The organism is Streptomyces albidus (ex Kaewkla and Franco 2022), assembly GCF_013870515.1.
GTDB classification, from domain to species: Bacteria; Actinomycetota; Actinomycetes; order Streptomycetales; family Streptomycetaceae; genus Streptomyces; species Streptomyces albidus.
Genome location: NZ_JACBXA010000175.1, coordinates 1 through 12,733, shown reverse-complemented (window position 1 = coordinate 12,733; position 12,733 = coordinate 1). Strand labels below are relative to the sequence as shown.

At 69.9% G+C, this 12,733-nt stretch carries 10 protein-coding genes and 1 pseudogene; 7 read left to right on the top strand and 4 right to left on the bottom strand.

The annotated features are described in order from the left end of the window. Positions 1 to 199: pseudogene (locus H5J26_RS22005) on the top strand (coproporphyrinogen III oxidase); the annotation flags it as partial. A gap of 51 nt (positions 200 to 250) precedes the next feature. Here H5J26_RS22005 and H5J26_RS22000 read toward each other — a convergent pair. After that, complete coding sequence (locus H5J26_RS22000; protein WP_181767659.1) at positions 251 to 2,191, bottom strand: ATP-binding SpoIIE family protein phosphatase; 1,941 nt, start codon at positions 2,189 to 2,191, stop codon at positions 251 to 253. Between the two features lie 123 nt (positions 2,192 to 2,314). On the opposite strand from H5J26_RS22000, the gene H5J26_RS21995 reads away from it, so the two are divergent. Continuing rightward, the gene (locus H5J26_RS21995; protein ID WP_181767658.1) at positions 2,315 to 4,852 is read left to right on the top strand and encodes an ATP-binding protein; all 2,538 of its coding nucleotides are present in this window, start codon (positions 2,315 to 2,317) and stop codon (positions 4,850 to 4,852) included. Continuing rightward, positions 4,849 to 5,517 (top strand): response regulator, encoded by a 669-nt coding sequence (locus H5J26_RS21990; RefSeq protein WP_181767657.1) that lies wholly within the window; start codon positions 4,849 to 4,851, stop codon positions 5,515 to 5,517. Before H5J26_RS21995 ends, H5J26_RS21990 begins: the two co-directional genes overlap by 4 nt. A 59-nt stretch (positions 5,518 to 5,576) precedes the next feature. On the opposite strand, the gene H5J26_RS21985 is transcribed toward H5J26_RS21990, so the two are convergent. Continuing rightward, complete coding sequence (locus tag H5J26_RS21985) at positions 5,577 to 7,496, bottom strand: AMP-dependent synthetase/ligase (RefSeq protein ID WP_181767656.1); 1,920 nt, start codon at positions 7,494 to 7,496, stop codon at positions 5,577 to 5,579. A 237-nt stretch (positions 7,497 to 7,733) separates the two neighbouring features. Then, the gene (gene lepA, locus H5J26_RS21980; RefSeq protein ID WP_181767655.1) at positions 7,734 to 9,605 is read right to left on the bottom strand and encodes a translation elongation factor 4; all 1,872 of its coding nucleotides are present in this window, start codon (positions 9,603 to 9,605) and stop codon (positions 7,734 to 7,736) included. A gap of 201 nt (positions 9,606 to 9,806) precedes the next feature. Here lepA and rpsT point away from each other — a divergent pair, with 201 nt between their 5' ends. Next, on the top strand, positions 9,807 to 10,073 hold the full coding sequence (rpsT, locus tag H5J26_RS21975; protein WP_181767654.1) for a 30S ribosomal protein S20: 267 nt from the start codon (positions 9,807 to 9,809) through the stop codon (positions 10,071 to 10,073). 347 nt (positions 10,074 to 10,420) lie between these two features. Here rpsT and holA read toward each other — a convergent pair whose 3' ends face one another. Continuing rightward, on the bottom strand, positions 10,421 to 11,410 hold the full coding sequence (gene holA / locus H5J26_RS21970) for a DNA polymerase III subunit delta (RefSeq protein WP_235980917.1): 990 nt from the start codon (positions 11,408 to 11,410) through the stop codon (positions 10,421 to 10,423). Between the two features lie 55 nt (positions 11,411 to 11,465). On the opposite strand from holA, the gene H5J26_RS21965 reads away from it, so the two are divergent. The 3 genes from H5J26_RS21965 (at position 11,466) to H5J26_RS21955 (ending at position 12,670) form a co-directional block, all read left to right on the top strand. After that, on the top strand, positions 11,466 to 11,714 hold the full coding sequence (locus H5J26_RS21965) for a hypothetical protein (protein ID WP_181767652.1): 249 nt from the start codon (positions 11,466 to 11,468) through the stop codon (positions 11,712 to 11,714). A 174-nt stretch (positions 11,715 to 11,888) separates the two neighbouring features. Beyond that, the gene (locus H5J26_RS21960) at positions 11,889 to 12,524 is read left to right on the top strand and encodes a helix-turn-helix domain-containing protein (RefSeq protein WP_181767651.1); all 636 of its coding nucleotides are present in this window, start codon (positions 11,889 to 11,891) and stop codon (positions 12,522 to 12,524) included. Then, positions 12,521 to 12,670 (top strand): DUF6126 family protein, encoded by a 150-nt coding sequence (locus tag H5J26_RS21955; RefSeq protein ID WP_181767650.1) that lies wholly within the window; start codon positions 12,521 to 12,523, stop codon positions 12,668 to 12,670. The genes H5J26_RS21960 and H5J26_RS21955 overlap by 4 nt, the downstream gene beginning before the upstream one ends. Positions 12,671 to 12,733 lie beyond the last annotated feature (63 nt).

Genomic DNA, 12,733 nt, shown 5'->3' with positions numbered 1-12,733 from the left:
CATCGAGCGCATCCTGCTGGAGCTGCGGCTCGCGGCGGGCTGCCCCCTCGAACTCCTCGCCCCAGACGGGGCGTCGGCTGCTCGCCGGGCACTGTCCGACGGGCTGCTGGAACCGGAGCCGTACGAGCAGGGCCGTGCGGTGCTCACTTTGCGCGGGCGGCTGCTGGCCGACGCGGTCGTGCGCGACCTGGTCGACTGAGCGGGAAGCTGCGACGCGGAAGCCGGGGGCGGCGCGGGTGGGCCTGCTCGCTCAGGCTTCCCTGCGCGCCTGGAGCACCACCAGCGCCAGATCGTCCACCGGGGTGCTCTCGCCGAATTCGTGGACCGCGCGGCGCACACGCTCCGCGGTGCCCGCTGCGTCCAGGCCGTCGCATTCGGCCAGCACGGCAGCCAGGCCGTCGTCGTCATCGAACTGGCGCGGCCCGGAACGTCGTTCGGTCACACCGTCGGTGACGCACAGCAGCGTCTCACCGGGCTTGAGGACGACGCTCTGGCTCTCGTACCCGACGTCCTCGACGACGCCGAGCAGCAGCTGCGGCTCCGCCGCGGCCCGCACCTGCCCCGACGCGTCACGCACCAGCGGCAGCGGGTGGCCCGCCGAGACCAGCGTGCACTCGGTGCCGCCGCCCTCGGAGGCGGGACGGGGCGCGAGTTCGCCGTAGACCAGGGAGAGGAAACGTGCCTGTTCGCCGACCTCGCGGTTCAGGCGGTCCATGACTTCGGGGACGCTGTAGCCCTCGCGGGCCAGCAGCCTCAGCACCGGCCTCGCGAGGCCGGTGACGACGGCCGCTTCCGGGCCGTTGCCGCAGACGTCCCCGAGGGCGAACCGCCAGCGCCCGTCGCCCATTTCGAAGAAGTCGTAGAAGTCGCCGCCGGCCCAGGAGCCTTCGCCCGCGGGCTCGTAGACGATCGAGGTCTCCACACCGGGCACGACGACCTCGCCGGTGGGCAGCAGGCCTCGCTGGAGCACCTGGCTGATGGTGGCCTGCCGTGTGTACCGGCGGGCGGAGAGCACGGCGAGGGCGACGCGGCGGGCGAAGTCCTCGACGATCCCCACGACTTCGTCGGGGATGCGCACCAGCCCCGCCCGCCCGATGACCAGGGTCCCCACGGCACGACCGCCGACGGCCAGCCGGCAGCCCACCGCGGCGCCACCCGGACCGTACGCGGAGGCCTGGCCCGGCCAGTTCCAGGGCACGGCCTGCCCTGGCTGCCGCCGGCGCGAGAGGACCGGCGGCGACTTCTCCAGCTCGGTGCGCAGCTCGTCGATGCGGTCCTCCTGGGTGTGCCACACACGCGCAAGCCGGGGCGGCGCCCCGGTGTCGGTGTCGGCGAGCCACACGGCACACCAGTCGGCGAAGCGGGGCACGAGCAGCTGGCCCGCGAGCGACGCGACGCGGTCCTCGTCGGTCTGCCCGGCGAGGAGGTCGGAGGCCTCGGCGAGGAAGGACAGGATGCCGTGATTGATCCAGTCGGGGCCGCTGTGCGCGGCGGAAGGCGCGGCCCGCTGGGAGCTGGGCGCGAGGTTCCGGGTCAGGTTCAGCCCGTCCTGCCCTGTGTCGACGCGCTCCGGCTGCGCGTCGTCCTCTCGGCCCTCGCGCGGGAGTTCGGCGCGTGCGCGCCCGCCGTCGGCCTGCTTGGGCAGGGCCACGGGCACGGCCGGAGCGGCGTGGGAGTCATCCGACTCCCAGGGCAGCCTGAACCAGACGGTCTTGCCGTCCCGGCGGTAGGTGACGCCCCACTCCTCGGCGAGCGCCGCCAGCAGGCGGAGGCCCTGGCCCTGGTGGCCGTCCCTGAAGCCGTCGCCGTCGGGCCCGAATTCGGCCTCGTCTCCCCAGCCGCGGGTCTCCACCGCCCGGGTCGGGTGGTGGTCGGCGACCTCCACGACCAGCCTGTCGCCCTCCTGCCGGCACTCCAGCTGCACCGCCGTGCCGGCATGCACCACCGCATTGGTCACCAACTCGCTGACCAGCAGGACGGCGTCGTCGGAGGACTCGGCCGGCATTCCCCAGTCGGCCAGCGCGGCGCGCACGAACGTGCGGGCGGTGGAAGGAGCACGGGCGTCGCCGGGCAGCGAGGCGCGCGCCGTGAGGGACTCGGTGTCGGTCACCAGCCCGGCCGCGAAGTCGGCGTCCGGAAGGGCGGCTCGCAGCGCAGCCGCTTCCGCTTCGTCCGCTTCACCCCACCGCATCGACTTCGTCCCCACTGTGCCGCTCCCCAACTGTTCTCCGGTTACACCCCGCACGGTTGATGCAAGAGTGACAGACTGACCTGATTCATATGCGTCGAGTGACGAAACTGATGAGGCGCAACCATGAGTGGTGAAGCGTCCGGAATGCCGGACACCCGTCGCGTCGCCGAAAGTGAGCTGCGCCCGGTCCTCAGTGTGCTCCGCGCACTGCGCGACGGCGACTTCACCGCCCGCGTCGAGCAGGAACACAGCGCCGCCCTCGGCATTCACACCGACATCGCAGACACCGTGAACCAACTGGCTGCGCGCACGGAGCATCTCGCCACAGAGCTGATCCGCGTACGCTCAGACGTCGTTCGCCGTGGCCGCGTCGACGAACGTCTGTCTGCGAGCCCCGGCCAGGGCACGTGGACGGACGCCGTACACGCGGTCAACACACTTCTTGAGACCATACTCGGCTCGCGGGCGGAGGCCACCCGCGTTCTGGCCGCCGTGGCGGACGGCGATCTCTCGAGGCGCGTCGATCTGCACGAGGGCGGCAGCGCTCTGCGCGGAGAGCTGCGCCGCCTCGGCCGCACCGTCAACCGCATGACGGACCAACTCGCTCTCTTCACGAGCGAGGTGACGCGCGCCGCCCTCGACGAGGACGGCGAGGGCGGCCGGGGCCAGGGCGGGAAGCACACCGGCCCCGTCACTCCGCACACCACCGTGCTCGGGCTCTCCGGCTCCTGGAGGGACGCGGCGGAGGCGGTCAACCGGATGGTCACCGACCTGCGCGAGACCACCCGCGCCAAGGAGTGGCTGGAGTCGAACCTGACTCGTCTCGCCGCGCTGATGCAGGGCCGCAGGGACATACGCGAGATCGCCGAGCCGATCATGCGGGAGCTTCCGCCCCTGGTCGGCGCGCAGTTCGGCGCCTTCTTCCTCGCCGGCCGGACGGAGGTGGGCACGGCCCCGGGCACGGAGGAGCTGTCCTACGTGGCCGGTTACGGCACCGCGGCCTACGAGCCGGGCGCCCGACCGCGCGGAGGGGTGGACGGTCACAGCCTCATTGCGCAGGTCGCGAGAGAGAAGCGGCGGCTGCTTCTCACCGATGTGCCGCCGAGCTATCTCCCCATCGGATCCGGGCTCGGCGAGGCCCGTCCGGCATGCGTGGTGATCCTTCCCGTGCTGTACGAGGACCGGCTGCTGGGCGTGCTGGAGCTCGCCTCCTTCAGCACGTTCAGCGACATCCATCTCGCCTTCTTCGACCAGTTCGTGCACACCATGGGCGTGGCCCTGCACACGATCAGGGCCAACACCGAACTCTCCGAGAAGGCCGCCCTGCTGGCCGCCTCCTCGCAGTACAAGACGCAGTTCCTCGCCAACATGTCGCACGAGCTGCGCACGCCGCTCAACTCGCTGCTCGTCCTCTCGCAGCTCCTCACGGACAACGAGGCCGGCAACCTCTCGCCCGAGGAGGTGCGCTTCGCGCAGACCATCCACCGCTCGGGCACGGATCTGCTGCTGCTGATCAACGACGTGCTGGACCTGGCCAAGATCGAAGCCGGCCGCATGGAGGCGCGCCCCCGCCGTCTCACCCTGCGCAAGCTGCTCACCTACGTCGAGGACACCTTCCGGCCGCTCGCCCACGACCGCGGGCTCGGCTTCGCCGTCACCGCCGCCGACGACGCCCCCCTGGAACTGCACGCGGACGAACGGCGGTTGCAGCAGGTGCTGCGCAACCTGCTCTCCAACGCGCTGAAGTTCACGGCACAGGGCAGCATCACGCTGCACGCCGCACCCGCCGTGGAACCGGGCACGGACGGTGAGCCGCTCATCGCGTTCATCGTCACCGACACCGGGATCGGCATCACCACGGAGCAACTGCCCCGCATCTTCGAAGCGTTCCAGCAGGGCGACGGGTCCACGCACCGCACATACGGCGGTACGGGGCTCGGGCTCGCCATCAGCAGGGAGCTGGCCGAACTCCTCGGCGGCTGGATCACCGTGGAGAGCACGCCGGGGAAGGGCAGCTCGTTCACCCTGTGCGTGCCGGCGTTCCTTCCAGCCGCCGTGCCGCCGCCGGTGGCCGGCGCGCACACGGCGGCGGAGCCTTCGGGTTCGCCGGCAACGCGGGAGCCGGGCTCCGTGAGGACCTCCCCGTGCCCGCCGCTCGATTCCACCGCATCCGCGCTGCCCGCTCAGCGGTCCGCCCTCCCCGAGGACGGATTCGCCTCGTCCACGCTCACCGCCTGGCAGTCCGGACGTGCCGCGGAGGTGCTGCGGGGCACGCGCGTGCTGATCGCCGACGACGACATCCGCAACGTCTTCGCACTGACCCATCTGCTGGGCCGTGTCGGCATGTCCGTGCGCTACGCCGAGAACGGCGTAGAGGCGCTCGCCGCTCTGGAACGCGAACCCACCGTCGACCTTGTGCTGATGGACATCATGATGCCGGAGCTGGACGGCTACGAGGCCATACGCGCCCTCCGTGCCGACTCCCGCTTCGCCCGACTCCCCGTCGTCGCCCTCACCGCCCAGGCCATGCCGGGCGACAGCGAGCAGTCACTCTCCGCAGGAGCGTCCGCGTACGTGCCCAAGCCCGTGGTCATCGATCAACTCCTGGGCACCGTGCTCACCCTGCTCGATCCGCATTTCTCAACGAGGCAGCAGCGATGAATCCAGAGCTCGGGGCGCAGTCACCACACACGACGTACGACGATCCGTCCGAGGAGGCGAGCATCCTCCTGGTCGACGACAGGGAGGACAACCTCGTCGCCCTGGAGGCCGTCCTCGGCACGCTGGAGGTCCCGCTCGTGCGGGCGCGGTCGGGCGAGGAGGCCATGAAGGCCCTGCTGCGCCAGGAGTTCGCGCTCGTCCTGCTCGACGTCCTGATGCCGGGCATGGACGGTTTCGAGACGGCCGCCCACATCAAGCGCCTGGACCAGACGCGGGACGTCCCGATCATCTTCCTCACCGGCGCCGAGTCCGCCACCGAGGCCGGGTACGCGTTCCGGGGCTACGCGACCGGCGCGGCGGACTACCTCACGAAGCCCTTCGACCCGTGGATGCTTCGTACCAAGGTCTCCGTCTTCCTCGAACTCCACCGCAAGAACCGGCAGTTGCAGCAGCTGCTGGCCGGTGAGCGCGACCGCTTCGGTGAGTTCGCGAACCGCCTCAAGGCCGTCGAGCAGCAACTGAGCGGCGGGGCACCGGACATCAAGGACGACGGCGAGGGCCGGGGCGTCGCGCGCAGCGGAGAAGGGCCGGACCTGCCCGAACTGGCAAGCCGCATAGCGCGGTTGGCCGAAGCCCTCGACGAGCTGCGCAACGAAGTGCGCTGAACGGAGTGTGCCGGGCGGTCAGCTGACCGCCCGGCACACTCCACTTCACGCTGCGCGGTTCACGCCTCGCGCGTACCCGCGTACATCTCCTCGATCAGATGCCCGAACTCCCGCTCCACCACGGGCCGCTTGAGCTTGAGGCTGGGCGTCAGCTCGCCGTGCTCGATGTCGAGGTCGCGGGGCAGCACCCGGAACTTCTTGATGGTCTGCCAGCGCTGGAGGCCGCCGTTGAGCTCCTCGACGTAGCCGTCGACCATCCGGCGCACGTCCTCACTGGTGATGACCTGCGAGTACGGCTTGCCCTTGAGCGACTCCTGCTCCTCCGCCCACGCGGTGAGGCTGACCTCGTCCAGAGCGATCAGAGCGGTGCAGAAGTTGCGGTCGGCGCCGTGCACCAGGATGTTGGAGACGTAGGGGCACAGGGCCTTGAACTGGCCCTCGACCTCCGCCGGCGCGATGTACTTGCCGCCCGAGGTCTTGATCAGGTCCTTCTTCCGGTCGGTGATCCGCAGATAGCCGTCCTCCGACAGCTCACCGATGTCGCCGGTGTGGAACCAGCCGTCCTCCTCGAGGACTTCGGCCGTCTTGTCAGGCAGCCCGTGGTAGCCCTGCATGATGCCGGGGCCGCGCAGCAGGATCTCGCCGTCCTCGGCGATGCGCACCTCGGTGCCGGCCAGCGGCTTGCCGACGGTGCCCGTGCGGTACGCCTCGCCCGGGTTGACGAAGCTGGCGGCCGAGGACTCGGTGAGCCCGTACCCCTCCAGGATGTGGATGCCGGCACCGGAGAAGAAGAAGCCGATGTCCGGGGCCAGCGCCGCGGAGCCGGAGACGCAGGCGCGCAGCCGGCCGCCGAAGGCATCACGGAGCTTGGCGTAGACGAGCCGGTCGGCCACCGCGTGCTTGGCCTTCAGGCCCGCGGGCGCCGTGGCGTTGCCGGTGCGGCGGAAGTTCTCCTGGGTGACCTTGGCGTACTCGCGGGCCACTCCGGCCGCCCACTGGAAGATCTTGTACTTGGCCGCGCCGCCCGCCTTCGCCTTGGCCGCGACTCCGTTGTAGACCTTCTCGAATATCCGCGGCACGGCGGCCATGTACGTCGGCTGCACGACCGGAAGGTTCTCGATGATCTTGTCGATGCGCCCGTCGACGGCCGTCACGTGGCCGACCTCGATCTGCGCCGCGGTGAGGACCTTGCCGAAGACGTGGGCGAGCGGCAGCCACAGGTACTGCACGTCCTCGTTCGTCACCAGGCCGGACTGCGCGATCGCCTTGGCCATGTAAGCCCAGCAGTCGTGCGGCAGCCGCACACCCTTGGGCTTGCCGGTGGTCCCGGAGGTGTAGATGAGCGTCGCCAGCTGGTCGGAGCGCAGCGCGCCCACCGTGTTGCTGATGGCGTCGGGGTGCGTCTGAAGGTATTCGGTGCCGCGCCGGGTCAGCTCGTCGAGGCTGAGCACCCAGCCCTCGGGGTCGCCGTGCTCGGGACCCGTACCGGCCGGGCTCCCGGCGCCGGAGACGTCACCCGAGTCGATGAGGACGACGTGCTTCAGGCTGGGCAGTTCGGCACGCTGGGCGCGTACCTTCGCGAGCTGCTCGACGTCCTCCGCGATCAGCACCCGGCTGTCGGAGTCGGCGAGGATGAAGGCCGTCTCCTCGACGTTGGTGCTCGGGTAGACCGTCGTGGTCGCCGCGCCCGCGCACAGGATGCCGAGGTCGGAGAGGATCCAGTCGACCCGGGTGTTGGAGGCGATGGCCACCCGCTCCTCCGGAGCGACGCCGAGCGACATCAGCCCCGCGGCGATCCCGAAGACGCGCTGGGCCGACTCGGCCCAGGTGTATGAATGCCACTGATCAGGTCCCTCGCCCTTGGCCGAGGGCACCGGATAACGGTAGGCCTCGGCGTCCGGGGTGGCTTCGACCCGTTCAAGGAAGAGAGTCGCCACGGAGGGCGGCCGGTTCTCGATCAGGGGTTGTGTGTCGCTCACGACATCCTCCGCTGGCCCGCACCTTTGCTTGGTGACTTGCGTGGTGAGTGCTTGTTGACTCACGAGTAACTAGAAAGCAGCGCCAGCCTAGATGCCGTTGCCTTCCAACGTAAGGGGGTCGCCGCGCGCAATGACCCGATCACCTCTCGATCGTCACAGGCTCCCCAGGAAACACAGAGAGGCAGACCGCATGCGGCCTGCCTCTCCATCATCCCGCGCCCTTCCGGGCGACGGTGGTCACTTCTTCGTCTTGGCTCCCTCGCCGGCCTCGCCGTCCGTGGAGAGCGCGGCGATGAAGGCCTCCTGCGGCACCTCGACCCTGCCGACGACCTTCATCCGCTTCTTGCCCTCCTTCTGCTTCTCCAGCAGCTTCCGCTTACGGGAGATGTCACCGCCGTAGCACTTGGCCAGCACGTCCTTGCGGATGGCGCGCACCGTCTCGCGCGCGATGACCCTGGCGCCGATGGCGGCCTGGATGGGCACCTCGAACTGCTGACGGGGAATGAGCTCGCGCAGCTTGTTGGCCATCCGTGAGCCGTACGCGTACGCCTTGTCCTTGTGCACGATGGCGGAGAAGGCGTCCACCTGGTCGCCCTGGAGGAGGATGTCGACCTTGACGAGATCGGCGCTCTGCTCACCGGTCGGCTCGTAGTCGAGCGAGGCGTAGCCGCGCGTACGGGACTTCAGCGCGTCGAAGAAGTCGAAGACGATCTCGGCGAGCGGCAGCGTGTAACGCAGCTCGACGCGCTCCTCCGAGAGATAGTCCATGCCCTGCAGGCTGCCGCGACGCGCCTGGCACAGCTCCATGATCGCTCCGACGAACTCGCTGGGAGCGATGAGCGTCCCCCGTACGACCGGCTCGTGCACCGAGTCGATCTTCCCGGTGGGGAACTCGCTGGGGTTGGTGACGACGTGCTCGCTGCCGTCCTCCATCTCCACGCGGTAGACCACGTTCGGAGCCGTGGCGATCAGGTCGAGTCCGAACTCGCGCTCCAGGCGCGCCCGGACCACCTCCAGGTGCAGCAGCCCGAGAAAGCCGACGCGGAAGCCGAAGCCGAGCGCGACGGAGTTCTCCGGTTCGTACGTCAGCGCCGCGTCGTTGAGCTGAAGCTTGTCCAGGGCGTCCCGCAGCTCGGGATAGTCGGAGCCGTCCAGCGGATACAGGCCGGAGAAGACCATCGGCTTCGGGTCCTTGTAGCCGGCCAGCGCCTGCTCGGCACCCTTGTTGAAACGGGTGACCGTGTCGCCGACCTTGGACTGGCGGACATCCTTCACACCGGTGATCAGATAGCCGACCTCGCCGACGCCGAGGCCGTCGCAGGCGGTCATCTCGGGCGAGTTGGTGCCGATCTCCAGCAGCTCGTGGGTGGCACCCGTGGACATCATCCTGATGCGCTCGCGCTTGCTGAGCTGCCCGTCCACGACTTTGACGTAGGTGACGACGCCGCGGTACGCGTCGTAGACCGAGTCGAAGATCATCGCGCGGGCGGGGGCGTCCGCGTCACCGACGGGCTGCGGAACCTGCTTGACGACCTCGTCCAGCAGCTCCTTGACGCCCTCGCCGGTCTTCGCGGAGACCCTCAGCACGTCGTCCACGTCACAGCCGATGAGGTGCGCGAGCTCCGCCGCGAACTTCTCGGGCTGGGCGGCAGGCAGGTCGATCTTGTTGAGCACCGGGATGATCGTGAGGTCGTGCTCCATCGCCAGGTACAGGTTGGCGAGAGTCTGCGCCTCGATGCCCTGGGCGGCGTCGACCAGCAGCACGCACCCCTCGCAGGCCGCGAGGGAACGCGAGACCTCGTAGGTGAAGTCGACGTGCCCCGGGGTGTCGATCATGTTCAGGATGTACGGGGTGTCCTTGGACTGGCTCGGAGCCCAGGGCAGGCGCACGGCTTGGGACTTGATCGTGATGCCGCGCTCGCGCTCGATGTCCATCCTGTCGAGGTACTGGGCACGCATCTGCCGGTCCTCGACGATGCCTGTGAGCTGGAGCATCCGGTCGGCGAGCGTCGACTTGCCGTGGTCGATGTGCGCGATGATGCAGAAGTTGCGGAGCAGAGCCGGGTCGGTGCGGCTCGGCTCCGGCACGTTCGAAGGGGTCGCGGGCACGCAGGGTCCTGTCGGGTCTGTCGGTCGGCGGGAAGCTCTCGTACGTTTCGTCTCCCCCATCGTCCCATGCGCGAGGGGTAGTCACCGGATTGGGAGGCCGCAGAGCCTGCTGGTAGCCTGGGCCGCTGTGCCTCGTGTGCTCTTCAGAGCTCACGGTGGTACGAAACGGCATCATCACCGAACCCGTAAAGGCAATTCTTCGTGGCGAACATCAAGTCCCAGATCAAGCGGATCAAGACCAACGAGAAGGCGCGTCAGCGCAACAAGGCGGTCAAGTCCGAGCTCAAGACGGCGATCCGCCGCACTCACGAGGCCGTTGCCGCCGGTGACAGCGAGAAGGCCGCAGCTGCCCAGCAGGTCGCCGGCCGCAAGCTCGACAAGGCCGTCAGCAAGGGTGTGCTGCACAAGAACAACGCGGCGAACAAGAAGTCCGCGCTGGCGCAGCGGGTCTCCGCTCTCAAGGGCTGAACAACGGTCCACCGCCGGTGCGGGTCCGACGGGCCCTCTCATTCCGTTCCGTACCGGCTGCTCACAGCGTGATGTCTCACACGTGACTGTGCGCCGCACGCGGCCTGCGTTCGCCACGCGGGTGCGGCGCTTCCGATCGTTTCACGATCACCGAGCGGACAACTGAACGACGAAGCCCCGCAGTGTTCATCGAAGCACTGCGGGGCTTTCGCATGCGCGGACGGGCGCGAGGGCGCGCGTCACTCGGGGGTGGCTCACGGAAGGGGCCCTGTCGGGTGGGTGCTCGTACGGCGGGCCCTGGAGGCGCACTCCCCGGTAGCGGAGGGCCAGAGCGGAGTCGCTGCCCGTCAGCGGGAGCGCGCAGCCTTCGCCACTGTGATCACGGCCCTCTCCAGCGCGTACTCCGGGTCGTCGCCGCCGCCCTTGACCGCCTCGTCAGCGGCAGCCACAGCGCGCAGCGCCGTGGAGACGCCGTCCGCGGACCAGCTCCTCATCTGCTGCCGCACGCGGTCGATCTTCCAGGGGGGCATGCCCAGTTCGCGCGCGAGGTCGCCGGGGCGCATGCCGCGGGGCGCGGAGGCGAGCTTGCCGATGCTGCGGACGCCCTGCGCCAGCGCGCTGGTGATGAGCACCGGAGCGACGCCGGTCGCCATCGCCCAGCGCAGCGTCTCCAGCGCCTCCGCCGCGCGGCCCTCAACGGCACGGTCGGCGACGGCGAAGCTGGAGGCTTCGGCACGGCCCGTGTAGTAGCGCGCGACGACCGCGTCGTCGATGGTGCCCTCGACATCGGCGGCCAGCTGGGAGCAGGCGGAGGAGAGCTCGCGCAGGTCGCTGCCGACGGAGTCGACGAGGGCCTGGGCGGCCTCCGGCGTCGCGGAGCGGCCGAGAGCGCGGAACTCGCCCCGCACGAAGGCGAGACGGTCGGCGGGCTTGGTCAGCTTCGCGCACGCGACTTCACGCGCGCCCGCCTTGCGGGCCACGTCCAGAAGGCCCTTCCCCTTGGCACCGCCGGCGTGCAGCAGCACGAGCGTGATCTCCTCGGCGGGAGACCCGATGTACGCCTTGACGTCCTTGACCGAGTCGGCCGAGAGGTCGTGGGCGTTGCGGACGGCGACGACCTTGCGCTCGGCGAAGAGCGAGGGACTGGTCAACTCGTCCAGGGTGCCCGGCTGCAGGTCCGCAGCCATCAGCTCGCGCACGTCCGTGTCGGGGTCGGCGGCACGGGCCGCCGTCACCACGTCCCGAACGGCGCGGTCGAGCAGCAGGTCCTCCTGCCCCACGGCGAGCGTGACAGGGGCCAGCGGGTCGTCCGTCGTCTTCTTGCGCGTACCAGCCATCGCCGCACAGCATCCCATGCCGCACCGACACTTCCGTCTGACGCAGAATGCCTGTGTGACGGACGTACGACACATCCTGGTGCTGCCCGACCGCGACGCGGCCGAGGAGGTCGCCGAGGCACTGACCCACCGCTTCGAAGGGCCCCACGAGGAGCCCCAGTTGGTGCGCGAGGCACTCGCGGGTGAGGACGACGCCGAGGACGCGCAGTGGCTGGTGGTCCTCGAAGGCCCCGGGGACCGCTACGACAGGCGGTTGCTCGACGCGCTCGCCGGCGAGTACGAGGGCTGGCTGGAGTGGGACTGACGCAGCGCGCGGCCCCCGGCGGCTCCGGGGCAGGACGTCGGGCTGACCGACGGCGGGTTCAAGATCACAGGGTGGGTGGGGCCGCCGGCCTGGTGAGGGAAGCCAGAAGACTGCGGTTTTGCCTGTGAGGCAAAATATTTGCCTCACAGGCACGTCATGGGGCTTCATGGACGTATGAACTCCCCAGCGGAAGGTCCGGAGAGCAGCTCGTCAGGCGGCGGACCGCCTGTGGCCCCGAACCTTCGAGAGCGCCGCCGCGCGGCAGGCCTCACGCTCGAAGCGGCGGCCGCCCGGGCCGGGCTCTCCGCCGCGCATCTCTCCCGGCTGGAGACGGGGCACAGGCAGCCGTCGTTGCCCGTACTGCTGGCGCTCTCCCGCTCGTACGGCACCACGGTCTCCGACCTGCTGGGTGAAGCGCCGCCTGAGCGCTCACCGGTGCTGCGGGGCGGTGAAGGGCAACCGACCCGTGCCGGCGGGTGGGTCTACAGGGCCGCCGGAAGCCCGGGGCGCGCGATGCAGGCGCTGCGGGTCACGGTGCCTCCGGCAGCGCAGAGCGGCCTCGTCCGGGTGCATCCCGGGGAGGAATGGCTCTACGTGCTCTCCGGCAGCCTGGCGCTCGACGTGGGCGAGGCCGCCTACGTCCTCGCCCCTGGCGACTCCGCCCACTTCGACTCCCTCGTCCCGCACCGCATCTCCGCGACAGGGGACGGCCCCGCGGAGCTGCTGTTCGTCCACACCCTGCTGCGCAGCACCGCCTCCGAGATGTGCCTCGGCAGCTTCGGCCCGCACGAAGAAGGTGAGCGACCGTGACAGACGGGCACTCCAAGGATTCGCGGCGAGAGAACGACCGGATCCCCCGCGGACTCCTCATCCGCCTCTTCGTCTACCTGGTGGCAGGCCATCTCTTCGCTGGGTTCCTGTGGCTCCTGTTCGAAGTCGGCGCAAGCCGGCAGTGATGCATCGGGGGGCGCGCTGTGGCTCCTTCCTGGGAGCGGGGGGCCGGAGCACGTCCTCAGGGA

Coding starts and splice junctions, on each gene's coding strand:
- H5J26_RS21990 (WP_181767657.1), top strand. CDS start 4,849: ATGAATCCAGAGCTCGGGGCGCAGTCACCACACACGACGTACGACGAT.
- H5J26_RS21960 (WP_181767651.1), top strand. CDS start 11,889: ATGAACTCCCCAGCGGAAGGTCCGGAGAGCAGCTCGTCAGGCGGCGGA.
- H5J26_RS22000 (WP_181767659.1), bottom strand. CDS start 2,191: ATGCGGTGGGGTGAAGCGGACGAAGCGGAAGCGGCTGCGCTGCGAGCC.
- H5J26_RS21995 (WP_181767658.1), top strand. CDS start 2,315: ATGAGTGGTGAAGCGTCCGGAATGCCGGACACCCGTCGCGTCGCCGAA.
- holA (WP_235980917.1), bottom strand. CDS start 11,410: ATGGCTGGTACGCGCAAGAAGACGACGGACGACCCGCTGGCCCCTGTC.